Source organism: Paenibacillus sp. FSL K6-3182, assembly GCF_037976325.1.
Classification (GTDB): Bacteria; Bacillota; Bacilli; order Paenibacillales; family Paenibacillaceae; genus Pristimantibacillus.
The window spans coordinates 6,985,306-7,009,079 of sequence record NZ_CP150265.1 but is presented as its reverse complement, the minus strand read 5'-3'; the positions used below and the strand labels follow the sequence as shown (position 1 = coordinate 7,009,079).

Sequence of the window (23,774 nt, the reverse complement as noted above, 5' to 3'; positions counted from 1 at the left end):
ATCAAATAGCATGGCATAAAATAAAGAATGAACCATTATTTTGAGGTGAAGCGGAAGCTATGATAGACATAACGGTTAAACAAGACCTGCGTGAAATGGCCAAGCGGCTCCAAGAGCTTAGGGGGTCCCTTTGACTTAGATCTTAAGCAAGAAATGATTGCTAATTTCGAGGAGAAGATGACTTTCCCTGATTTTTGGGATGATAATGACAAAGCGCAAAGCGTTATTTCTGAGCTTAATGCGGTGAAGTCAGTTGTGGATCATTACGACGGGTTGAACAGCGAGCAGGAAGATCTTCAGATGATGCTGGAGCTGGCGGAAGATGAAGGCGATGAGTCGCTTGCATCAGACGTCGTGAGCGGCGTAGAGAAGCTCATGCGCAAGATTAGCGAGTTCGAGCTTCAACTGCTGCTTAATCAGCCTTACGATAAGCTTAATGCGATTCTTGAGCTTCATCCTGGTGCTGGCGGTACGGAGTCTCAGGACTGGGGTTTAATGCTTTACAGGATGTACACGCGCTGGGCGGAGAAGAGTGGCTTCAAGGTTGAGCTTCTTGATTACTTGCCCGGTGATGAGGCAGGCATTAAAAGTGTCACCATTTTGGTGAAGGGCTTTAATGCTTACGGGTATTTGAAGGCAGAGAAAGGCGTACACCGTTTGGTTCGCATTTCTCCGTTTGATTCTGCGGGTCGTCGTCACACGTCGTTTGCTTCCTGTGATGTAGTCCCAGAAATCGATGACAGCATTGAGATCGAAATCCGAACTGAAGATCTGAAGGTGGATACGTACCGCGCGAGTGGAGCAGGCGGACAGCACGTCAATAAGACGGAGTCGGCTATACGTATTACCCACATCCCTTCAGGCATTGTGGTTGCTTGCCAGCAGGAGCGTTCACAAATTCAGAACCGGGAACGTGCGATGAAGATGCTTCGTTCTAAGCTGTATGATCGGAAGATCGAGGAGCAGATGAAGCATTTGGCGGAAATACGCGGCGATCAATCGGAAATCGCGTGGGGAAGCCAAATTCGTTCTTATGTTTTCCATCCCTATAGCATGGTGAAGGATCACCGTACTTCTGTAGAGACAGGTAATGTCGGTGCAGTTATGGATGGCGACATCGACCCTTTTATCGATGGGTATTTGCGTCATCAGATTCGTCACGAGTAATTTGCGACCATATACAAATGGATAGCTTCAGTGAAGAGTTCCAACACGGTAAACGTGTGGAACTCTTCTTTTTGCGATAATCGGCTTGCGAGGAGATAAAAAGGGATGAAAGAAAGCACGGCGAAGCGGAGAAAAGGTGGACGCAGTTATAGTCCGCGAACCCAATCCGTATGGAATATTGTTCAGCTTCTGATTGGTTCAGCTATCGTAGCGATTAGCTTCAATATGTTCATGGTACCCAATGGAATCGCTTCTGGGGGCGTATCGGGTATATCTATTCTCGTCCAAAGAGCAGCAGGCATTACTCCTGCTGTCACGCAATGGGCGATTAATATTCCGCTGTTTATCGCGGGTTTGTGGCTGCTTGGCAAACGGTTTGGCGCAAAAACAGCGTTAGGATCGATTATTTTGCCTCTATTTGTGCTGCTGTCAAATGGCTGGCCATCACCAACGGACAATCCGCTGCTTGCGGCTATTTATGGTGGTATCGGGGTTGGTCTAGGGCTCGGACTTGTTTTCCGAGGAGGGGCTTCGACAGGTGGCTTGGATTTAGCTGCACAAATTTTACATCGCTACACAGGCCTTCCGCTTAGCTTAGCGATCGTTTGTTTCGACGGCTGCGTCATTATTGCGGCTGGAATAATCATTTCTCCTGAGGTTGCGCTATACGCTTTGATTGGTTTATTCGTGACAAGCAAGACGATTGATTTTGTACAAAGCGGATTGCAGCTATCTAAGGTAGCTTTTATAATCAGCGACCATTCGGATGATGTTGCCGAAGCGATTCTTAATGATTTAGACCGTGGTTTGACGCGGCTTGATGGTCATGGCGGATATACTGGCGTGGGACGTACGGTATTAATGGTAGTAGTCGGTCAAAATGAAGTGCCGAAGCTAAAGCAAATTGTGAAGTCCATTGATCCTGGCAGCTTTGTGATAATTAGCAATACAGCAGAGGTAATTGGTCAGGGCTTCAAGCTGGACAGCTAACAAAATAATATCCAAACGATACCAATAACGAGTTTTATGTGCTAAAATGAAACAGGAACATTTGTTCCTGTTATGTTGAAGGCATCTCTCAAACAATTCATTAATTGAGCAAAATTATCATCATTTGTTCGTTGTATTAATATGAATTCGAATGTATAATAATACGAAACAATGTGCGTATTTCCATCAACTTCCGAATGTTGTACAATTATAAGTTGTGGAAGAAAACATCCTTTCCGCGTGCGGAAAGAGCAATAGATGAAGCTGTATAGCAGGGGAAAAGATAGCTTGCAGCATCTAGTTTCGGGGAGAGATTAACATGAGCATAAAGGTGAAAATAGCGATTATCGGTTCAACTGGCTATGGCGGTGTAGAACTCATTCGATTGCTCGCATCCCATCCGCTGGCAGAGGTGACATCGGTCATTTCGTCATCCAGCGCAGGTACGTCAATAACAGAAGGATATCCACACCTCATCGGCATTAGCGAAGAGCTTCTTGATGATGTCGATCCTGCTGCGATTAAAGCAAAGGCAGATGTTGTATTTCTAGCTACACCTGCTGGCGTAGCAGCTAAGCTGGTTCCAGCTTTGCTTGAAGTTGGTTTGAAAATTATTGATCTATCAGGAGATTTCCGCTTGAAATCGCCAGCTTTATATGAGCAGTGGTATAAGAAGCCTGCAGCGGATGAGGCTTACTTGAAGCAAGCCGTGTTTGGCCTTGCTGAAATATACGGCGACCAAGTGAAGGATGCTCTATTTATTTCTAATCCAGGTTGTTACCCAACTGCGACACTGTTAGGGCTTCTCCCAGCTGTCAAAGAAGGCTGGATTGACCCAGCTACTATTATCATTGACGCCAAGTCAGGCGTTTCCGGTGCTGGTCGCGGTGCGTCGCTAGGCACTCATTATTCAGAACTTAATGAAAATTTAAGAGCATATAAGCTAAATCAGCATCAACATATTCCAGAAATTGAAATGGTTTTATCTGATACGGCTAATAAGCCGGTCGTGACTACCTTTACAACTCATCTCGTACCAATGACGCGCGGCATTATGTCTACGATGTATGCTGTCGTTCAAGGCGAGCGGAGCACTAGCGATTTTATTGATCTCTACCGTTCCTACTATGAAGGACGTAAGTTTGTACGTATTCGTCCAGAGGGACAATGGCCGTCTACTAAAGAAGTTTGGGGCTCCAACTATTGCGATATCGGCTTTGCCGTCGATGAGCGTACGAATCGTGTAACTATCGTTTCTGTTATCGACAACCTGGTTAAAGGCGCTGCGGGTCAAGCGATTCAAAACTTGAACCTGATGATGGGCTGGGACGAGACGCTCGGCTTGCAATTCGTTCCCGTTTATCCTTAATCAATAACGAAGACATTCCTACTGATCTTATAACCATACTCATACAGGTGAAGGAGATACGATTTTACGATGGGACAGGATAAAACAGCCTTGTTCTCGGTCGTCGCTGACGGCTCGATAACAACGCCTCAAGGCTTCAAAGCAGGTGGATTGCACTGTGGTCTCAAAAAAACGACGCGTCACGATCTTGGCGCAATCGTATGCGAGGTTCCAGCAGCAGCAGCGGGCGTATATACAACGAATGTATTTCAAGCTGCTCCGCTTCAAGTAACTCGTGAGAGTATCGGCGCTGGCGGCGTCCTGCGTGCTGTGCTTGTAAATAGCGGCAATGCGAATGCGTGCACAGGTAAGCAAGGCGAAGCGGACGCATACGAAATGCGCTCTAGATTTGCGGAATCAATCGGCGTATCTTCTGAACAGGTAGCCGTAGCATCTACAGGCGTTATTGGCGAGCTTTTGAAAATGGACAAAGTACGCGCTGGCATCGATGGACTGCCTGCTAAGCTGGATGGAAATCGTACAGGCGCGGATGATTTTTGCCAAGCGATTTTAACGACAGATTTGGTTCAAAAGATGGTATGTGTCGAGCTTGAGCTAGACGGCAAGTGTGTATATGTCTCAGGTGCAGCCAAAGGATCCGGCATGATTCATCCGAATATGGCGACGATGCTTGGATTCGTAACGACAGATGCAGCCATTGGAAGCGAAGCGCTTCAGAAGGTGCTGCGCCTTGCGACGGATCTGACTTTCAATATGATTACCGTTGATGGAGATACAAGCACGAACGATATGCTGGTGGCTATGGCGAGTGGACTTGCTGGCAACTCGGAGCTGACAGAGGCTCACGAAGGCTGGGCAGCTTTTGTAGCGGCTATCCGTCATGTATGTGAGGTGCTTGCCAAAGCGATCGCCCGTGATGGCGAAGGGGCAACTAAGCTCGTTGAGGTGCAGGTGAACGGTGCAGTAAGCGACGATTCAGCACAAGCGATTGCAAAGACGGTTATCGGATCGTCACTTGTGAAATCGGCCGTGTTTGGAGCGGACGCGAACTGGGGACGTATTATTGCGGCAGTAGGCCGTGCAGGCCAGCCGGTTAATCCGGAGACAGTGGACATTCGACTTGGCGATATTTTGACGCTGGAGCAATCCCGTCCTGTTGTATTTGATGAAGAGGTTGCCTTGGAATATTTGAAAGGCGATACCGTTGTTATTCGCGTTGACTTACATAATGGCGAAGGAACGGCAACCGCATGGGGCTGCGATTTGACCTATGACTATGTTCGCATTAATGCGGCATATCGGACATAAGCAAAGTAGATGCTTGGAGGGTATGGAACAGTGACGGAGCAACGATTTGTAATGAAATGCGGAGGCAGTACGCTAGCGGCGCTTCCTAACAGCTTTTTTGACGAGTTGCGGGAGCTTCAGCTCTCTGGCGTTCTTCCGGTCATCGTACACGGCGGTGGCCCAGCGATATCGGAAACGCTTGGCAAGCTGGGAATCGAGACGGGATTTGTTAACGGTCTGCGTGTAACGAACGATGCTGTGCTTGACGTCGTTGAGATGGTGCTAGCAGGACGTATCAATAAAGAAATTGTGCGTAAAATTCAAATCAACGGCGCGAAGGCACTGGGACTATCCGGGGTGGACGGCAAGCTCATTCAAGCGCAGCCAGTTGCGAATGCTGCCGAGATTGGTTTTGTTGGCGATGTAACCGATGTAAATGCTGAGATTATTGAAGGTGTCATGGGCATGGGTTACATTCCGGTTATTGCACCTATCGGTATTGATGATCAAGGGCAGCGCTACAACATTAATGCGGATACGGCTGCAGGCGCTGTTGCGTCCCATCTCGGAGTAGAGCGAATGATCGTTGTAACGGATGTGCCAGGCATTCTCAAAACAGTAGATGGACAGAAGCAGGTGCTTCCTGTTGTCTCCGTTGCTGAGATCGAAGAGATGATAACGAGCGGTGAGATTTACGGCGGCATGATTCCAAAAGTTCGCGCAGCCATTCAGTGCATTCAAGGACGTGTGCGTGAAGTTGTGATCGTAAGCGGCGAGGAGCCAGGGGTGCTGACGAGAGCGGTACGCGAAGGCGGCGTTGGTACACGAATTGTTCAAATCCATGAAGGGCGGGTGTAAGGTCGATGAGTGAAACGAATGCAACAGCTACAGCTGACCAATCTCTTTTTCCAACCTATGCAAGATATCCAATGGCATTGGTAAAAGGTGAAGGCAGCTGGTTATGGGATGATAAAGGAAATAAATATCTTGATTTTATGAGCGGTATTGCCGTTACAAATCTAGGGCATGCTCCTAAACAAATCAAAGCGGCGCTTGTTAAACAGCTCGATGAATTGTGGCATGTATCAAATCTGTTCCATATTCCGAACCAAGCGGATGCAGGCAAGCTCATTACCGACAATAGCTGCGCGGATGCTGTATTTTTCTGCAACTCGGGTGCTGAAGCTAACGAAGCGGCTATCAAGCTTGCACGCCGTTACAATCAGAAGGTACTGAACAATGGTCGGTTCGAAATTATTACTTTTGAGCAATCGTTTCATGGACGTACGCTAGCTACGCTTACGGCAACTGGCCAGGATAAGGTGAAGGAAGGTTTTGCGCCGCTGCTGGCTGGCTTCAAAACCATCCCGCTGAACGACCTTGCTGCGCTTGAAGCGGCTGTGTCTGATCAGACAGCAGCGGTCATGCTGGAGATGGTGCAAGCGGAGGGCGGTATTTATCCGGTTGATCCAGACTATATGAAGGAGCTTGTCGCGTTATGCGAGAAGCAAGGCATCCTTCTTATTGTGGATGAGATTCAAACAGGAATGGGACGTACAGGCAAGCTGTTCGCATATGAGCATTACGGCATTGAGCCTGATATTTTCACGATGGCGAAAGGTCTTGGAAGCGGGTTTCCTGTTGGCGCGATGGCAGCAAAGGAAAAGCTTCGTGAAGGCTTTACGGCAGGCAGCCATGGCTCAACATTCGGTGGAACGCCGATTGCAACAGCAGTTGTAAAGGCAACTCTAGAGACAATTGTTGGTGACAATTTATCGGAGCGCGCAGCGCAAAAGGGTGAATATCTCATTTCGCAGCTTCGCGAGAAGCTTGCGGGAAATGAATTTGTTCATGAGGTTCGTGGACTTGGCCTGCTAGTAGGAATTGCATGCGCGGAACCCATTGCTGATATTTTGAACGAGGCTCAGACACGTGGCCTGATCGCGATTTCGGCAGGACCAAATGTCATCCGCCTATTGCCTAATTTACTCGTTACGGATGAAGAAATAGATATTTCTGTTGCGTTATTAGTCGAACTATTGGAAGCGAAGCGACCAGTCGTTAAATCATAAATGCTAGAACATTGTTTTAAGCTGAAGGAGGGCTCTACCATGCAGGGAATAGTAAACGAGGATTTGGCGCAAAGCTTGAAGGGGCGCGACTTTCTCATGCTGGTTGATTTTAAGCCAGAGGAAATTCGTTACTTGATCGACCTAGCGATTGATTTGAAGCAAAAACAAAAAGCAGGCGAAACTCACCACATTCTAAAAGGTAAGACGCTTGGCATGATCTTTGAAAAATCGTCTACACGTACGCGCGTTTCGTTCGAAGTTGGGATGTACCAGCTTGGCGGTCAAGGTCTATTCCTGAGTGGAAATGACCTGCAAATCGGTCGCGGCGAAACGATTTGGGATACAGCCCAAACGTTGTCCCGTTATCTAGATGGTATTATGATTCGTACATTTGCGCATCGCAAAGTGGTTGAGCTTGCTCGTGGAGCGACGATTCCGGTTATTAACGGTTTGACGGATCTTTCACATCCATGCCAAGCGCTTGCGGATTACCAAACCATTCTTGAGCAAAAGGGTCGTTTGGAAGGCTTGAAAATTGCCTATATCGGCGATGGCAACAATATGACTCATTCCCTGTTGATGGGCGCTGCGAAGCTTGGCCTTCATATGTCTGTTGCGACTCCTGAGGGTTACGAGCCGGATGCAGATATTATTCAACAAACGAAGGATCATGCTGCTGAAACAGGCTCGCAAATTCACATTTGCCGCGATCCGAAGGAAGCTATTGCTGACGCTGATATCGTGTACACAGATGTGTGGGCGAGCATGGGTCAAGAAGCAGAGCAGAAGGAACGCGAGATTGCTTTTGCGGCGTATCAGGTCAATGAGGCGATTACAAAATATGCGAAGAAAGACTATCTCTTCATGCACTGCTTGCCTGCACACCGCGGCGAAGAAGTGAGCGAAGGCGTAATCGACGGCGATCGTTCGATTATTTTCGACCAGGCAGAGAACCGTCTTCATGCACAAAAAGCGATTATGGCAGCAATTATGTCCTAGCTTAAAAGCTATAAATATATGAATTTATTCGAAGGGAAGTAAAACAATACTATGGCAAAAGAAAAAATCGTACTCGCCTACTCCGGAGGCTTGGATACTTCGGTTATCCTCAAATGGTTGAAAGAAACTTATGACGCAGAAATCATCGCATTTACAGCAGATATCGGTCAAAAGGATGAGCTGGACGGCTTGGAAGCAAAAGCACTGGCAACGGGCGCTTCTAAAGTGTACATCGACGATCTTCGCGATGAATTTGCCAAAGACTTCATCTACCCGATGTTCCAAGCAGGAACGCTTTATGAAGGTCAATATTTGCTCGGTACTTCTATTGCCCGTCCGCTTATCGCTAAGCGTATGGTTGATATCGCTCGCGCAGAAGGCGCAGCTTATATCGCACACGGCGCTACAGGCAAAGGCAACGATCAGGTTCGTTTTGAGCTGACTGCTGCTGCACTAGCTCCTGAGATCGGCGTTATCGCGCCATGGCGCCTTGAAGCATTCCGTGAAGAATTCCCGGGTCGTGCGGAAATGATCGCTTATGCAGAGAAACACAACATTCCAGTTACAGCGTCTGCTGCGAAGCCTTATTCGACAGACCGCAACCTGCTGCATATCAGCTTCGAGAGCGGCATGCTGGAAGATCCTTGGTTCGATCCTAGCTCTGAAGAAAACGAAAGCATGTATGTACTAAGCGTATCTCCTGAGAACGCGCCGGATAAAGCAGAATATGTTGAGCTTACTTTTGCAGAGGGCAATTGCACAGCTATTAACGGCAAAGAGCTTAGCCCGCTAGAAATTATGGATACGCTGAATGAGCTTGGCGGCAAGCACGGCATCGGACGCGTTGATATGGTTGAGAACCGTTTCGTCGGCATGAAGAGCCGCGGCGTGTACGAAACACCGGGCGGCACAATCTTGTTCACAGCTCACCGCAAAATGGAATCATTAACAATGGACCGCGAGGTTATGCATCTTCGTGATTCGTTGATTGCAAAATATAGCCAGCTCGTATACAACGGCTTCTGGTTCGCGCCGGAGCGTCTTGCTTTGCAAGCACTTGTGACAGAATCGCAAAAAAATGTGAGCGGCGTTGTTCGCTTGAAGCTGTACAAAGGAAATGTTATCGGAGCAGGCGTACAAAGCCCAGTGAGCTTGTACAACCCTGATATTGCAACGATGGAAGCTGATCCTTCACAAGCATACGATCAAGGGGATGCGACTGGCTTCATCCGTCTGAACGCATTGCGTCTAAAAGTATCGTCGGCAGTTAGCAATAAATAAGGTTTACAAGGGAGTGTTACGAACCAGTGAGTAAATTATGGGGCGGTCGTTTTACAAAAAAAACGGACCAATTGGTAGAGGAATACACAGCATCAATCATGTTCGACAAGGAACTCGCTGAAGAGGATATTCAAGGCAGTCTGGCGCATGTAACGATGCTGGGCAAGCAAGGTATTCTTCCGCTGGACGACGTTGAGAAGATTAAGGACGGGCTGCACCGCGTCCTTCAACGCATCAAACGTGATGATATCGAGTTCTCAATCGGAGACGAAGATATCCATATGAATATCGAAAAGACGCTAATCGACGATGTTGGCTCTGTAGGCGGCAAGCTGCATACAGGACGCAGCCGGAACGATCAAGTGGCGACGGATATGCATTTATGGCTTCGCAAGCGCGTTGTCGAGTTCGTGGATATGCTTTATAAGCTTCAATCTGCACTTATCGAGCAAGCAAAAGCTAACATTGATACCATTGTACCTGGTTACACGCATTTGCAGCGTGCGCAGCCGATCCTGTTTGCACATCATTTGATGGCTTACGTATCGATGTTTGGACGCGATATTGAGCGTTTGCAGGACAGCTACAAGCGCATCAATGTACTTCCACTTGGAGCAGGCGCTTTGGCAGGGACAACCTTCCCAATCGATCGCCATTATGTGGCGAGCCAGCTTAAGTTTGACCGCGTTTATGAGAACAGCTTGGATGCGGTAAGCGACCGTGACTTTATTGTTGAGTTTCTTGCGGACGCATCGATCATCATGATGCATCTTTCGCGCCTTAGCGAGGAGCTCATCCTTTGGTCGAGCACGGAATTCCACTTTGTTGAGCTGGACGATGCATTCTGCACAGGCAGCAGCATTATGCCGCAAAAGAAAAACCCAGACGTACCCGAGCTTGTTCGCGGTAAAACGGGACGCGTTTACGGAGATCTTGTTGGCTTGTTGACGGTTCTTAAGTCACTGCCTCTTGCTTACAACAAAGACATGCAGGAAGACAAAGAAGGCATGTTCGATACGGTGAAGACGCTGCAAGGCGCGCTTCAGCTGTTCGCTCCAATGATCGCAACGATGAAGGTGAACAAGGAACGGATGCGTCAAGCCGTTAACCAGGACTTCTCGAACGCAACAGATATTGCAGACTTCCTTGTTGGCAAAGGCTTGCCTTTCCGCCAAGCGCATGAGGTTATCGGCAAAACGGTATTGTATTGCATCGAGCAAAACAAATACTTGCTAGACCTGACGCTGGAAGAGTTCAAAAAGTTCTCATCATTGTTCGATGATCGCATTTATGCCGTGCTTCAACCAGAACAGGTTGTTAATGCTCGTAACGTTTATGGCGGCACAGCAAAAACACAAGTGCAAGATGCGATTGGTCGCGCAGAGGTGGCTCTTGAGCAAACTGCAGCTTGGGTGACTGAGTATCTTGAACGCAGCAGATAATGGAGTTCGCTCTTTAGCGAAATTAGGTTTATAAAATAAAAAGCAGTTCAGCGTTGCCTTGGAGGCAGCGATCTGAACTGCTTTTTTTGCTATATTCGTTAACAGCCCGCACTTTGCTTGCACCGTTCTCCTAAAAAACGCCGTCCTCAAGCAGCGGCTCTGTCGTTTGCTGTGGCGGAGTCGGTGTTGCCGACGGCCCCTTGCCGCCTTTCATTGGACCAACCTCGATGATGGTTGGCTGAGCCTTGTACGTATCGCGCGACAATCGGTCACGGGAGATAACCTTGCCGTCACGCGTAAACGTACGGTATGTTTCTACCACATAACCTTGTTTTCCTGATTCCACAGTAACCTTCTGGCCTGGCGATAGGCGAGAATTTGTTTTCTCCTGAATGGCAGGGGCAATCGTTTTGAGCGTTACCGATTCGATATCATATTTTTCGTTTTCTTTCATCGTACCGAACAGCTTGATCGTCAGTTTGCGATCATCTACTGAGGTGCGAATGATGAGATATTTGCCCGTTGTATTTTTGAAACGAAAGTTAATCGCACCACCTGCATAAGTAGCATCTTGGCCAATAGGCAAATAAGCAACCGGCAAAGAGTGATTGCGCCGTTCAACAATTTCTAGCCCTGCTCGAAGAATAGCGTTATAAAGTGTACTTGAGACTTGGCAAATACCGCCGCCGATACCTGGAACAAGCTTGCCGTTTAAAATAACGGGCGCCTCGCGATACTCATATAATTCCTCTGCTCTCGTAATGAGCTTGTCATAATCAAATATTTCATCTGGCGCAAGCACCCAATCATTGAGCGTTTCTGCCGTTACAGTCACGTTATGGGCACGTCCTTCTGCGCTCGTCCTGAAATCAGTGGAAAATGATATGATTTTTCGTTCAATGCCTTCATCCTTCAATTTCTCAAGTGTCACTTCCGGATGAATGACGGTAATTGGCAGCTCAGCTTCAAAAGTCTTCTCAACAGGTGCTCCGATCTTCTCCCTTTTTATGATAACCCAATCATTTACCTGATCGGTAAGCTTTCCAGTATCCAAGCGAAAAGCATCGACATGCGGTTCGTAGATGACTTGGTCGGTATCTGTGATCCTTCGGACAGCATTTTTGGTAGCACTCTTTTCAATCCAGCTCCACTGCTTGCGGAGTGCGGCATCAAAGGCGTCTGAATTCCAAGCTTGCGAGAGCTCATATTGATTGGGGAACTGATAGCGGTAAACGGCACGATCCCATATTTCACCTTCGTCCAGCTTCAATAATGCCTCGCGAATGGTTTTGAATTCCGCTTTATACCCAAGCTCGTTTACGGTCCACTGCTTGCTGTCGCCAGCATTAGCAGCGGCATGGATGGTAATGGTACGCTGCTGCAGCGAGCTCTCATATTCCTCAAGCAGCTTAAGTGCATCTGTCACTTGCATGCCGCCAACAGCGATGCCGCCGGCATCAACCCCATCAGGAACTGTTTTTTGCTGTGCATAATTCCAAATAAAGCCCCAACCTACTGCTGCAATAAGAAGCAGCGATGCTGCGATGATAATGCCAATATGGATACGTTTTATGATACGAAACACTCCTTTCTGCGTGTCAAGCAAAAACGCCTTCGGCGACCTCAGGGCGCTGAAGCGGTTTTGACGGAGAAATATAAGCCCTTTATAAGCTAACAAACTTATAAATGCTTATATGTTAAAAAAGCAGTCTTATATGTATATGCTGCTTACTCTGCAATTTTGTCTAATGCGTATTAAGAGGTTGATTCGACAATTGCTTCGATTATGAGATTTGTGAAAAATGAGGAAAGCGAGCTCCTTATGAAGGAATTCAGCACAAACTGTCGAAATAGTAGTACTGACTATAAACAGGATGTGATAATGTGATTGAGATGCAAGACATATGGAAAACGTACACCGACGGAACGCATGCGTTAAAAGGCGTCTCTGTTCGTATAGATCGCAACGAGTTTGTTTATCTAGTAGGACCATCTGGTGCAGGTAAGTCAACATTTATGAAGTTGATCTATCGTGAGGAAGTACCGACAAAAGGACAGATTTCTGTTAATGGATTTAATATAGGAAAGTTGAAGCCGCGAAAAATCCCATTTGTTCGACGAAATATTGGCGTTATTTTTCAGGACTTTAGACTATTACCCAAATTAACCGTATTTGAAAACGTTGCATTTGCCATGGAGGTTATAGAAGCCCCAACCCGCGTCATTAAGAGGCGAACGATGGAAGTGCTTGAGCTCGTAGGACTGAAGCATAAGCATGCAAGCCTGCCGGCACAGTTGTCGGGCGGTGAGCAGCAGCGTGTATCGATTGCACGAGCGATTGTAAATAACCCATCTGTTATCGTAGCGGATGAGCCCACAGGCAACTTGGACCCGGAAACGTCGCTTGGCATCATGAACTTGCTTGAGGAAATCAACTTCCGCGGTGCAACCATCGTAATGGCTACCCACAATAAAGATATCGTTAACTCCATACGCAAGCGCGTCATTGCAATCGAGAACGGCAATATCGTACGTGACGAGGCTAGAGGGGAGTACGGCTATGAAGCTTAGAACTATACTCCGTCATCTGCGAGAAGGCGCCAAAAACATCATTAGAAATGGCTGGATGTCGTTTGCTTCAGTAAGCTCGATATTTATATCCTTGTTCATTCTTGGCGTGTTTTTATTGCTCGCACTCAACGTCAATTCCATGGCGGCACAGATCGAGAGTCAAGTGCAAATTCGTGTGTTCCTACAGCTAAATGTAGACAAAGCGAAGATAACAGAGCTTCAGAACAAAATCGGCAATTTAACAGAGGTAAAGCAAGTAACATTTGTGTCTAAAGCAGAGGGACTAGAGCTGCTTCGTAAAAACCTAGGTGATGAGAACAAGGATTTGCTGGATGGTTATGAGAAGGAAAAAAATCCGCTGCCGGATTCATTTACGGTAGAGGTTTATGAGCCGCAATCGATCGAGGATGCCGCAAAACAGATCGATGCGATCAATAAAGCAGATGAACTTATACCGATTGCCAAAATCAAATATGGACAAGGCACGGTCGAGACTCTTTTCAAAATTACGAATGCTTTGCGTTACATAGGTATCGTCGTTGTTGTAGGTCTATCCGTAACAGCAATGTTCTTGATCTCGAACACGATCAAAATGACCATTATCGCAAGACGCAGAGAAATTGGCATTATGAAGCTGGTTGGCGCGACGAATTCTTTTATTCGCTGGCCGTTTTTCATTGAAGGTGCACTGATTGGAATTATTAGCTCGGTGATAACAACGGTAGCTGTGCTTGCAGGTTACTCACAGCTTGTGAAGTTTACGCAAATGGAATTATCACTAATGATGATTAAGCTCGTCACGGTAGAGGAGTCAGGAATGCTGACTGCCACGCTGCTCATCGTACTCGGAACATTAATCGGCATTTGGGGCAGCACGATCTCGATACGCAAGTATTTGAAAGTGTAGGAGGATGCGAAAGTGAAGAAGAGGAAATGGCTGTTATTCACAGTTACGATGATGCTTGCGGTATTTGTAATGCAACCAACAGGAGGAGAAGCTGCTTCTCTTAGCGAAATAAAGAAACAAATAGCAGCCGCTAAGGCGGAAATGAAGGAAGCGGAGCAACGCGCAGCTAAAGCTGAGCGCCAAGCCGCTAATGCTCATAATCAGGCTAAGACAGCAGAGAATGAGAAGGTAACTATCCTTGGGAAAAAAACAGAAGCGGAAGCTTCTATCGCTAATTTGATGGCAGAGATCGATAATGTCGTCATCAACAAAACAAAGATGCAAGCACAAAGCGATGCGAAGGAAGAAGAACTGCTGCAAACCGGCCTTGAGCTGGAGCAGGCTGAAGAGCGTGTTGTGACACGCGATGAGCTGCTGCAATCTCGTATGCGTCTTATGTATACGAACGGTTTTGTATCTTATATGGACGTACTCTTGAGTGCGACTAGCTTTACAGATTTTATTGATCGATTCGATGCTCTTCAATCGATTCTGTCGCAGGATCGGGATATTTTGGCGGAGCAAAGAGAAGAGAAGGAGCTTGTTGCTCAGAAGAAAATAGAAGTAGAGAAACAATTTGCTGAAGTGAAAAAGATTTATGAGAAGCTGGAGCAGTATGAAGCTCATCTAGTGAAGAAAGAGCAAGAGAAAGAAGTTATGATTGCCAGCTACAATACAAATATCAAACAACTGGATAATAAGCTTGTACAAATTGACTCCACGTTAGAGGAGCTCGAGGGCATCAGCAAGGAGCAAGAGGAGCTGCTTATGGCGCTTGCTGCGAAAGTATCGAAGTTGAATGCAGAGAAAAACAAAATATCGAATCCGTATACGGGCGGTAAGCTGGGTATGCCGATTAGAGATAACTATCGCGTAAGCTCAAGCTTTGGCACACGGGTTCATCCGATTACAGGTAAAACACACACCCATACAGGAACGGATTTTGCAGCACCGCAGGGAACAGATATTTTCGCAGCGGAAGACGGTGTTGTACTCGTTGCCCAAAAGTGGAGCACATACGGAAATTGTGTCATTATTGACCATGGTAATGGCTTGTGGACGCTTTACGGACATATTCGTAATGGTGGAATCAAAGTTGAAAAAGGCGAAACCGTCAAGAAAGGCCAGAAAATTGCTGAGGTTGGCAGTACAGGCAATTCAACGGGGCCACATTTACATTTTGAAGTGCGTAAAAACCAAACCCCTGTTAATCCAGGTGGATATTTAAAATAGGCAATCTTTCATAAAATACATCAAGAGGCAGCCCCTGTGGCTGCCTTGTTTAAAATCAAACATAAAATAAATGATAAAGTGATCATTTTTACCGAATAATGCAAATAATTGTAAGCGGCTTGTCATATACTAGTGTGGTCTTAAATCTAAGACCGTGTAAGATGAGAAGGTGGTGTAGACAGGTGCATTTCAAAGGACGGACAGTATTCGCGTTCGTTATGCTAACGATGATTGCATCCGTACTCGTTACGCTAACGATCGCGGACCAAATGATTAAACCGGACAAGCCAGCAGCGCCTGCTCTTTCAGCAGCGGCAGCTGATGACGGTGATCGCTTCAGGCTTAAAAAAGAAGAGCTGACGAAGCTTAATGCGGTGCTGGAATTAATTGAAACAAAATATTATCAGAAGGTCGATCGCATGGAGCTGCTTGATGGTGCTGTAAGCGGAATGATGTCGTCGCTGGATGATCCCTATTCCGTTTACATGGAGAAGGACGTAGCTAAGCACTTTTCGGAATCGATCGAAGGCTCGTTTACTGGTATCGGAGCAGAGGTTACGCTTGAAAATGGACGGGTTGTCGTCGTTTCTCCGATTAAAGGCTCGCCGGCAGAACGTTCTGGCCTATTAGCGAAGGATATTTTGCTTTCGGTTAACGGTGCGAAGCTCGATGGACTGAATTTGCAGGATGCGGTAGCGAAGATTCGTGGTCCAAAAGGAACCAAAGCGAAAATTCAAGTACAGCGTGTCGGTTTTTCTGATCCGATCCAGCTCGTGCTCATTCGCGACGATATTGATGTGGAAACGGTATATGGCAGCCTGCAGCCGGATGGTACAGGTGTCATTGAAATCAGACAATTCTCACTGCATACGGCAGAGCGGTTTAAGCAGGAGCTCGCGAAGCTGGAGGAGCAAGGGATGAAGGGGCTTGTTCTTGATGTACGCAACAATCCTGGAGGCGTGCTTCCCGTTGTTGTAGAGATCGCTCAAACCTTCCTAGCTAAAGGTACGACAGTCGTACAGGTAGAGGATCGTGAAGGAAACCGGGAAAAAACGCTGTCGAAGGGACAAGAAAAAACGTACCCCATAGCGGTTCTTATGAATAAAGGGAGCGCAAGCGCGTCGGAAATATTGGCAGGAGCTTTGCAGGAAAGCGCGGGAGCGAAGCTCGTTGGCGAAACCTCCTTTGGCAAAGGCACTGTGCAAGTAAGCTACAACAAAGCGCTTGGCGACGGAAGCCTGCTCAAGATGACCATAGCCAAATGGTTAACGCCTAAGGGCAATTGGATTCATGAAAATGGCATAAAACCCGATCTTACGGTGCAGCCACCGGATTTGTATACCGTCGCAAGACTTACCCTTTCCGAAACGTTAAAGCAGGATATGCTGGGCGAACAAGTACGGAGCGTTCAAATTATGCTGCATGGTCTTGGATACCAACCAAAGCGTGAGGATGGTTACTTCGGAGCGGAGACGGCAGAGGCCGTTAAGAAATTCCAATCCGAGCATAGCTTGCCGGCCACGGGACAGGTCGATAAGCAAACGGGTGAAACGCTTGAGAAGGAAGTCATTAAATGGATTCAAGATAAAAAGAATGATAAGCAGCTGCTTGAAGCAATTAAGGCTGTAGGCAGGAAATAATACGCGCATGTCGAATGAATAAGAGGTTGACTCTGTTTAACAGGGTCGGCCTTTTATTTTTTTATGTTTATAAGGATATGGGGAACGAGCGAAGGAGTGTTAGCTTTGGAAACGGCGATCGAGTTATTGGAAATGCTCGGGCAAGCGGCTGTCCAATTAGTTGCACAGCCATTTTATTATATTGCGGTGTTATTCATCATTTTACAGTATACAAGGCAAATACGAGTGGAGAGGCAGATGTTTGCAGTAAAGCTGCATCATTGGCCAAGCTTGGTTCTTAAGGCGATGTTAACGGGTCTTTTGATTGGTGTAGCGGTTTCCATTGCAGGAGCATTCGTTGGCGTATCGTTGACAGGAGAAGCTGTACTTTGGCTTTGGGCAGTTGCGGCTATCTTAATGCTGATTCGAATTAGATACTTATGTTTTGCGTACAGTGCAGGAGTCATTACTCTTCTTCAGTGGCTGATCGGGTGGACAACGCTTACGGAGCGAACGGATTGGCTCGGGTCATTGGCTGTCTCCCTTGCAGGAATTGATGCTGCTGGTTTGCTTGTGCTCGTTGCGCTGCTTCATCTTGCAGAAGCCGTTCTTGTTCGCTGGCAAGGTGATCGATTATCGACGCCATTATTTCTTGAGGGTAAACGTGGAAAGCTCGTTGGCGGCTATATGCTGCAGGGCTTTTGGCCAGTTCCGCTGCTTATGCTGGTACCGTCAGGGGCGAGCGGATCATCTATGACGGCATTGCCGTGGACACCATTATTTGGAGCAGATTGGTCGCAAGGCTGGTCGTTCGTAGCGTTGCCTATGATTATCGGATTTACGGAAATGACACGTTCTTTATTGCCGCGTGAAAAAGCGAAGCATGCCTCGAAAGGGCTGCTGCTGTACAGCCTATGCTTAGCTGGCGCAGCAATTCTGGCTTGGTGGCAGCCTATGCTGCTGCCGCTTGCTGCACTGGTTTCACTGCTGCTGCATGAGGCCATTATATGGAGAAGCCGGGTGAGAGAAGCGGCTTTATCGCCATTATATGTGCATGACTCACGCGGGCTGCGAATATTAGGAATCGTGCCTGGCACTCCAGCGGCATTAATGGGGCTTTTGACAGGCGAGATTTTGCACAAGGTTAATGGTGTGCGTGTGCGGACAAAAGAAGACCTTTATGAAGCGCTTGTTCAAAACTCCGCATTTTGTAAGCTGGAAGTATTAAATCTTGAAGGCGAATTAAAATTTGCGCAACGGGCGCGATTTGCTGGTGAGCACCATCAGCTCGGGGTCATTCTAGCTCCCGATGAACAAGCCAACTATTATGCATCGGCTGGGCCAGCGTCCTTGCTGCAGCTGCTGCGCAGCTATCATGCTTCTAATCGGCGCGATGCGCAGGCGGAGAGAATGGATAGTTAGTTATAGCTCGAAATAAAAAGGCTCGAAATAAAAAAAGGTGAATCAGGATATTCCTGATTCACCTTTTTTGCATTGTTTAATCACTTAGCGTCTTGTTCTTCTTTTGACCACAATTGTCGAAACACCAACAACGATCATTGCTAGTCCGAGCAGCTGCATGAGCAGGTAGCTGTTCTCGCCGGTTTTAGGCAATACAGGAACGTCTGGTGTTGTGATTCCGCCGCGAGGCGGTTCTTCTACATCGATTTCAAAGAAGATTTCTTCTTCATTGCCATCTTTATCTTTAACGATGATAGAGAATGTATCTTTTCCTTTAAATCCAGGGTCAGGAGTGTAAACCCATTTGCCATCTGGTGTAATGACAACTTTACCATGATCAGGCTTTACGCCTCCAACAGGCACGCTGCCATCAGGGACTTCCACTTCACCTTCAACTGGCTTGTCAACTTCCGTAACTTCCTTTTCTGTGGAAGTAGTCGGCGCAGGCGTCGCAACTGGTGTTGTCGTCGGCTTAGGCGTTATTGTTGGTTTTGGTGTCGGTGTCGGCGCTATCGTTGGCGTCGGTGTTGGCACAATTACTTTGTTGTTTTTAACCGTGACCGAATTACCCGATATAGAATTAATGGTGACACTTACTTCGCCGCTGCCGATTATGCTGTAACCAGCAGGTGCTGAGATTTCCTTCAATACATAGCTTCCAAGAGGAAGTCCAGTGAAGGATACTTTACCATTTGCAGCCGTCGTTTGTTTGCCATAGCTCACATTAGAGGTGCTATACAATTCAAATGTAGCGCCAGCAAGAACGATTGTTGTATTCGCACTATCTACTTTGGTTACTTCCAGTCTGCCAAGAGGATCTCTTGTATTTTTGATCTCTTTTGATACAGCAGGCGCATTGATCGTTACGTTTACTTCGCCATTACCAATCATGCTGTATCCTGATGGAGCTGAGATTTCCTTCAGCACATAGCTGCCGTAAGGAAGATCTGTGAACGATATTTTACCGCTAGAAGACGTTGTTTGTTTACCTAAGCTTACATTAGCGCTGTTGAATAGCTCAAACGTAGCTCCAGCAAGAACGACCGTAGTATTATCGTTATCTACTTTAGTGACTTCCAAGGTTCCGAGCAGCTTAGCATTTTTCACTTCTTTGGTTACCGTAGGAGCATTAATCACAACGCTTAATTCACCGTTGCCGATGATGCCATAGTTGACAGGTGCTGAGATTTCTTTCAGCACGTAGCTGCCATAAGGAAGACCAGTGAAAGATAGTTTGCCGGTGGAATCAGTTGTCTTCTTGCCTAGGCTGACATTGGCGCTGTTGAATAGCTCAAATGTAGCTCCAGCAAGAACAACGGCAGTATTATCGTTGTCTACTTTCGTTAATTCCAAGGTTCCGAGCAGCTGAATATTTTTAACTTCTTTTGATACAGTAGACGCATTAATCGTAACATTTACTTCACCGTTGCCGATGATGCTGTAGCCATAAGGCGCGGAGATTTCCTTCAGCACGTAGCTGCCGTAAGGAAGAGCCGTGAATATTGCTTTTCCGTTTGCATCCGTCGTTTGTTTGCCCATGCTTACATTCGCGCTATTGAAAAGCTCGAACGTAGCTCCGGCAAGAACAGTTGACGTATGATCATTGTCTACCTTGGTTACTTCAAGGCTGCCTTCTAGCTTTTCATTTTTCACTTTTTCAGATACTACAGCTGCATTAATGGTCACATTCACTTCGCCGCTGCCCATTATTTTGTAGTCTGCAGGAGCTGAGACTTCTTTTAGTACATAAGTGCCGTAAGAAAGGCCAGTAAAAGATAATTTGCCGCTAGTGTCTGTCGTCTTTTGGCCCAAGCTTACATTGGCACTGTTGAACAGCTCGAATGTTGCTCCTGAAAGAACGATTGCAGGATCTGCGCTGTCTACTTTAGTGACTTCCAGAGTACCAAATAGCTTTGTATTTCCCACTTGTTTCGTAACAACAGAAGCATTAATGGTCACATTCACTTCACCGTTTCCGATGATGCTATAGCCGGCAGGTGCTGAAACTTCTTTCAGTACATAGCTGCCATAAGGAAGGCCGGTGAAAGTTGCTTTGCCGTTTGCGGCAGTTGTTTGTGTACCTTGGCTTACATTAGCGCTATTGAAAAGCTCGAACGTCGCTCCAGCAAGAACAGTTGCTGCATTAGCGGAGTCAACTTTCGTTACTTCCAAGCTGCCTAAAAGCTTCGCGTTTTTGATTTCCTTCACGACAGGAACGGTCGTTGAATTGATCGTTACCTCGTAGATGCCTGTACCATCAATTGCGTAGCCAGCTGGTGCACTTTTCTCTTTCAAAGTGTATTTACCGTAACGCAAGCCGTTATATTCAAGCTCGCCATTAGCGTTTTTAGATGGTACGATTACACCGCCGGTCGAATTGCGAGTTAGTTCAAAAACAGCGCCGGACAGCTTGAGCGTTGGATCATCTTTGTCAACTTTAACTACCTTTAAATCGCCTTTATAGATACTGCCAGTGCCTTCTCCGCCGGATAATGCTATTTTCACCTCTGTCGCATTGTCAACGGGCTTGGAAATACCTCCAGCACCAGTGAAAGTAACCGTATTTGAAATGGTTTCTTTGTCTTTAGCATCAATAATGGATTGGTATTCAAGAATATAAGGTTTGGATATTTCATTGTTGAAGCTGAGCTCAAATGTCTCATCACTTGATATAGCTGAATCCGTATTTTCCTTGAAAGTTAGTTTATAGCCATGAACCGGATCTGTAGGGCTAATAGCCGAACCGGTTTTGGTTACATTGCCGTTGCTATTTACGCTTGTAAGATAGAGCTTAAATGATTCTTTGACAAGCGTTTGTTTTTTGCTAGGCACATCATAAATTTTTGCTTCGTCAACAGTGGACTGACCGCGGTTAATATAAATCGTCCAATTGACGGAGTCATCGTTTTGCTGACCTTCTTTGAATACATATTCACCGGCTTTTGGTATCGTCACGGAAGCAGTAAGATCTTTCGTTGTATAACCAGTGCCGCTTAAATAAGCATGATTGTTAATTGTTTTTTCCGTTGCTCCAAGCACTTTTCCATCCACATCCGTTTTGAATGTGATGAGGTAAGGCTCACTAATTGGATTAGTAAATGCAATCTGCCATTGGTTATTGTTGGCGGTCGTTGGAAGTACAACGCTGTAATTGCCTGTTGGAGCAACGAGTGCACCAGGGGTCGTAGAGCCATTGCTGTTCACAGTCAGCTTGCGTACTTCAATCGATCCAGCCACGAGCTGTTGTACCGATTCCAGCGTATCTGTTACGACGGCATTGGCAATTGTTTTGCTATTGTAGTTAATGCCGATGTTCCATGTAATTTTTTTGTCTGTGGCATTATAGCTGCCATTCTTATAGCCATTATCCTGTGTGTTCTTATTAGGCGTAAAAGTTGACGTTTCGGATTGATTTTTCTCTGATCCTACAGCAGTCTCTTTCCAGATCAGTTTGCCCGTATTTTTGAAAGAGAAGTTTGTATTAGAGAAATAGGATCCGTCCGTATAGTCATACTTTGTTGTATATGTGATAGTGTAGGTAGCATTGCCATCTGGAAAACTAATTTTGAAACCGTTTGTAGTGTCAGTTGCACCGGCTGGATCATACGTGATGGTATAAAACGGACTATTCACGACAATACCATTTTGCTTAACGACCAAGGTGCCAGGTACAAGCTTTAAGCCGCCGCTGACGAAAGTATCTTCAAATTTCAGACCAAACAAATTATATTTGTCTCTATTGATTTCAACATTCCAGTCTATCGTTCTATCTTTGTAGTTAGCATTACTATTTGTTTTATGCAAAAAATGCTGCTTAACATCTACGGTGACCGTATTGGATTCTTTACTATCCGAATAAACCGTATTTTTAATTGCTTTATCGTCATACAAATTGCCAACTGGCTTGGTTTGGTATGTTATTTTATAAGCGCCAGTGATGGGGTTATTAAAGGACAGCTTAAAACCGTTCTTGGTGTTTTGATTTTTGGGATGGCTGCTTACATCATAGTCCAGAGTATAGTCAGTCGACGGTATTTCAGTTCCTGACGTGCCAGCAACCGGATCGGCCACAGGGAATACTTTAATGGAACCTGGTACAAGCTCATGACCTTTATCGAACAAATCAGTCAAAACAGCGCTTGCTATCGTATCTTCGCCAAAATTGTATTTTATAGTCCAATCGATGACTTGAGCAGCTTCATTATATGTACCTGATTTCTCAAGCAGCTTGCCGCGGCTGTTCGTTATCGTGTCTGAAGCAGAAACATCGGTAATATTGCTGCCTTTTAATGTAGCGGTATTTTTGAAGTTTGCTTTTGTAATGTCGGTAACTGCTGTATCAAATACAATGCGATAAACCGAATTTATATTTCCTAAGTCTAGCTGCAATTTATTATCAGGTGAAACGGGTGCAGTTACTTGATAGTCAGTAGGCGCATTTTGTAGTATTGGATTAGACAGGACACCATCGGTGTCTGAAGTCATTTTGTAAACCTTGAGCGAGCCCGGCGTGAAAGTCAGACCAGCAGGAATCGTATCTGTGACAACGGCTCCATTAACTTTTTTGAGATCCTTGTTCACGTCAACTGTCCAAGTAATGTTCTCAGCATTAAAGCTCTTGTCCGGTGTTCCTTTTTTGCTGATTGGGGATGTCACACCTTTAGGTGCGATCGGAATGGTGATGGTATCTCCGATATTAAATTTAATAGGTACTTCTGTTTGGTTGCCGACGCTTTGTTTCGTAAAATAGTTCCAAAAGCTTAGGGAACCAGAAACAGGTGTGCCGTCGTTAATCTCTTCGTTAAACTTAAGCGTAACGGTTTTTCCGGTTACCTTATATGTTCCTACGCTAGGATCAGCGCCTTGCAGCGGTCTTTCTGTAAGATCGCCGCTATACATTTCAAATTGAGCGGGCAGTTCGAACTCAAACACATCGTCTTTTTGATAAGTATGACCTGCAGGAAGCTCCCAATCGTAATTTAAAGTGAGTACCTGACCAAGCTCTACACGAATATCAGGGTTAACATAGTATACTGAATTATAAACTGATGCGATGACTGTACTTGGCTTTTCTTTATCCGTCAGCTGCATTTTGGTAATAAGGTTGGTAGAAATAGCAGCTGCCTCTACCGGCTTCAAAATACCGGCAAAGTTTACGTATTGAAAAATTAGCAAAAAAGCGATCATGAGTGCAGTTGTCTTTTTTCTCATTTCTTGGTATCCTCCATCTTAAAATGCTCGAGTATTCATTTATTTCTAGTTATTTGGAGCTAGCAGCAAAACATCATTCCTTTCTCTATTAAAATGAGCTTCATGTAGTGATCGGCCTGCTGTTAG

At 46.1% G+C, this 23,774-nt stretch carries 16 protein-coding genes; 14 read left to right on the top strand and 2 right to left on the bottom strand.

What is annotated here, in order from left to right:
* The first annotated feature begins 59 nt into the window (after positions 1-59).
* The 9 genes from prfB (at position 60) to argH (ending at position 10,607) form a co-directional block, all read left to right on the top strand.
* A protein-coding gene (prfB, locus tag MHH56_RS30660; RefSeq protein ID WP_339205338.1) for a peptide chain release factor 2 occupies positions 60-1,167 on the top strand; the annotation gives its coding sequence in 2 pieces (ribosomal slippage) (positions 60-131 and positions 133-1,167; 1,107 coding nt in all).
* 105 nt (positions 1,168-1,272) lie between these two features.
* Positions 1,273-2,157, top strand: a complete 885-nt coding sequence (locus tag MHH56_RS30655; protein ID WP_076266175.1) for a YitT family protein — start codon at positions 1,273-1,275, stop codon at positions 2,155-2,157.
* A 319-nt stretch (positions 2,158-2,476) separates the two neighbouring features.
* On the top strand, positions 2,477-3,526 hold the full coding sequence (gene argC / locus MHH56_RS30650) for an N-acetyl-gamma-glutamyl-phosphate reductase (RefSeq protein ID WP_339205336.1): 1,050 nt from the start codon (positions 2,477-2,479) through the stop codon (positions 3,524-3,526).
* A 69-nt stretch (positions 3,527-3,595) separates the two neighbouring features.
* Positions 3,596-4,834, top strand: coding sequence for a bifunctional ornithine acetyltransferase/N-acetylglutamate synthase (gene argJ / locus MHH56_RS30645; protein ID WP_339205335.1), 1,239 nt, complete (start codon positions 3,596-3,598; stop codon positions 4,832-4,834).
* 51 nt (positions 4,835-4,885) lie between these two features.
* A complete protein-coding gene (gene argB, locus MHH56_RS30640) occupies positions 4,886-5,671 on the top strand; it encodes an acetylglutamate kinase (protein ID WP_256710813.1) in 786 nt (261 codons plus the stop codon).
* 5 nt (positions 5,672-5,676) lie between these two features.
* Entirely contained in the window at positions 5,677-6,885 is a 1,209-nt protein-coding gene (locus tag MHH56_RS30635) for an acetylornithine transaminase (protein ID WP_339205334.1), read from the top strand.
* Positions 6,886-6,924: 39 nt separating this feature from the next.
* Positions 6,925-7,884 (top strand): ornithine carbamoyltransferase, encoded by a 960-nt coding sequence (gene argF / locus MHH56_RS30630; RefSeq protein WP_339205333.1) that lies wholly within the window; start codon positions 6,925-6,927, stop codon positions 7,882-7,884.
* 51 nt (positions 7,885-7,935) lie between these two features.
* Positions 7,936-9,165, top strand: coding sequence for an argininosuccinate synthase (locus MHH56_RS30625; RefSeq protein ID WP_339205332.1), 1,230 nt, complete (start codon positions 7,936-7,938; stop codon positions 9,163-9,165).
* A gap of 26 nt (positions 9,166-9,191) precedes the next feature.
* Positions 9,192-10,607: an argininosuccinate lyase gene (gene argH, locus MHH56_RS30620; protein WP_339205331.1), complete on the top strand. Its 1,416-nt coding sequence runs from the start codon at positions 9,192-9,194 to the stop codon at positions 10,605-10,607.
* 130 nt (positions 10,608-10,737) lie between these two features.
* Here the strand turns inward: argH and MHH56_RS30615 are convergent, their stop codons facing one another.
* On the bottom strand, positions 10,738-12,192 hold the full coding sequence (locus MHH56_RS30615; RefSeq protein ID WP_339205330.1) for a VanW family protein: 1,455 nt from the start codon (positions 12,190-12,192) through the stop codon (positions 10,738-10,740).
* A 299-nt stretch (positions 12,193-12,491) separates the two neighbouring features.
* On the opposite strand from MHH56_RS30615, the gene ftsE reads away from it, so the two are divergent.
* The 5 genes from ftsE (at position 12,492) to MHH56_RS30590 (ending at position 18,398) form a co-directional block, all read left to right on the top strand.
* The gene (gene ftsE / locus MHH56_RS30610) at positions 12,492-13,178 is read left to right on the top strand and encodes a cell division ATP-binding protein FtsE (RefSeq protein WP_076266167.1); all 687 of its coding nucleotides are present in this window, start codon (positions 12,492-12,494) and stop codon (positions 13,176-13,178) included.
* Positions 13,168-14,085 carry a permease-like cell division protein FtsX gene (gene ftsX, locus MHH56_RS30605; RefSeq protein ID WP_076266166.1) on the top strand — a complete coding sequence of 306 codons (918 nt, stop codon included), beginning with the start codon at positions 13,168-13,170 and terminating at the stop codon, positions 14,083-14,085. Before ftsE ends, ftsX begins: the two co-directional genes overlap by 11 nt.
* A 12-nt stretch (positions 14,086-14,097) precedes the next feature.
* Positions 14,098-15,357, top strand: coding sequence for a M23 family metallopeptidase (locus MHH56_RS30600; RefSeq protein ID WP_256710788.1), 1,260 nt, complete (start codon positions 14,098-14,100; stop codon positions 15,355-15,357).
* Positions 15,358-15,539: 182 nt separating this feature from the next.
* Positions 15,540-16,997 (top strand): S41 family peptidase, encoded by a 1,458-nt coding sequence (locus MHH56_RS30595; protein WP_256710787.1) that lies wholly within the window; start codon positions 15,540-15,542, stop codon positions 16,995-16,997.
* A 105-nt stretch (positions 16,998-17,102) separates the two neighbouring features.
* The gene (locus MHH56_RS30590) at positions 17,103-18,398 is read left to right on the top strand and encodes a PDZ domain-containing protein (RefSeq protein WP_339205329.1); all 1,296 of its coding nucleotides are present in this window, start codon (positions 17,103-17,105) and stop codon (positions 18,396-18,398) included.
* A gap of 84 nt (positions 18,399-18,482) precedes the next feature.
* Here the strand turns inward: MHH56_RS30590 and MHH56_RS30585 are convergent, their stop codons facing one another.
* Positions 18,483-23,648, bottom strand: a complete 5,166-nt coding sequence (locus MHH56_RS30585) for a SpaA isopeptide-forming pilin-related protein (protein WP_339205328.1) — start codon at positions 23,646-23,648, stop codon at positions 18,483-18,485.
* Between the last annotated feature and the right edge of the window lie 126 nt (positions 23,649-23,774).

Bases quoted from the DNA above. Each gene is read 5' to 3' on its own strand.
- MHH56_RS30655 (WP_076266175.1), top strand. From the start codon at position 1,273: ATGAAAGAAAGCACGGCGAAGCGGAGAAAAGGTGGACGCAGTTATAGT.
- argC (WP_339205336.1), top strand. From the start codon at position 2,477: ATGAGCATAAAGGTGAAAATAGCGATTATCGGTTCAACTGGCTATGGC.
- argJ (WP_339205335.1), top strand. From the start codon at position 3,596: ATGGGACAGGATAAAACAGCCTTGTTCTCGGTCGTCGCTGACGGCTCG.
- argB (WP_256710813.1), top strand. From the start codon at position 4,886: ATGAAATGCGGAGGCAGTACGCTAGCGGCGCTTCCTAACAGCTTTTTT.
- MHH56_RS30635 (WP_339205334.1), top strand. From the start codon at position 5,677: ATGAGTGAAACGAATGCAACAGCTACAGCTGACCAATCTCTTTTTCCA.
- argF (WP_339205333.1), top strand. From the start codon at position 6,925: ATGCAGGGAATAGTAAACGAGGATTTGGCGCAAAGCTTGAAGGGGCGC.
- MHH56_RS30625 (WP_339205332.1), top strand. From the start codon at position 7,936: ATGGCAAAAGAAAAAATCGTACTCGCCTACTCCGGAGGCTTGGATACT.
- ftsX (WP_076266166.1), top strand. From the start codon at position 13,168: ATGAAGCTTAGAACTATACTCCGTCATCTGCGAGAAGGCGCCAAAAAC.
- MHH56_RS30585 (WP_339205328.1), bottom strand. From the start codon at position 23,648: ATGAGAAAAAAGACAACTGCACTCATGATCGCTTTTTTGCTAATTTTT.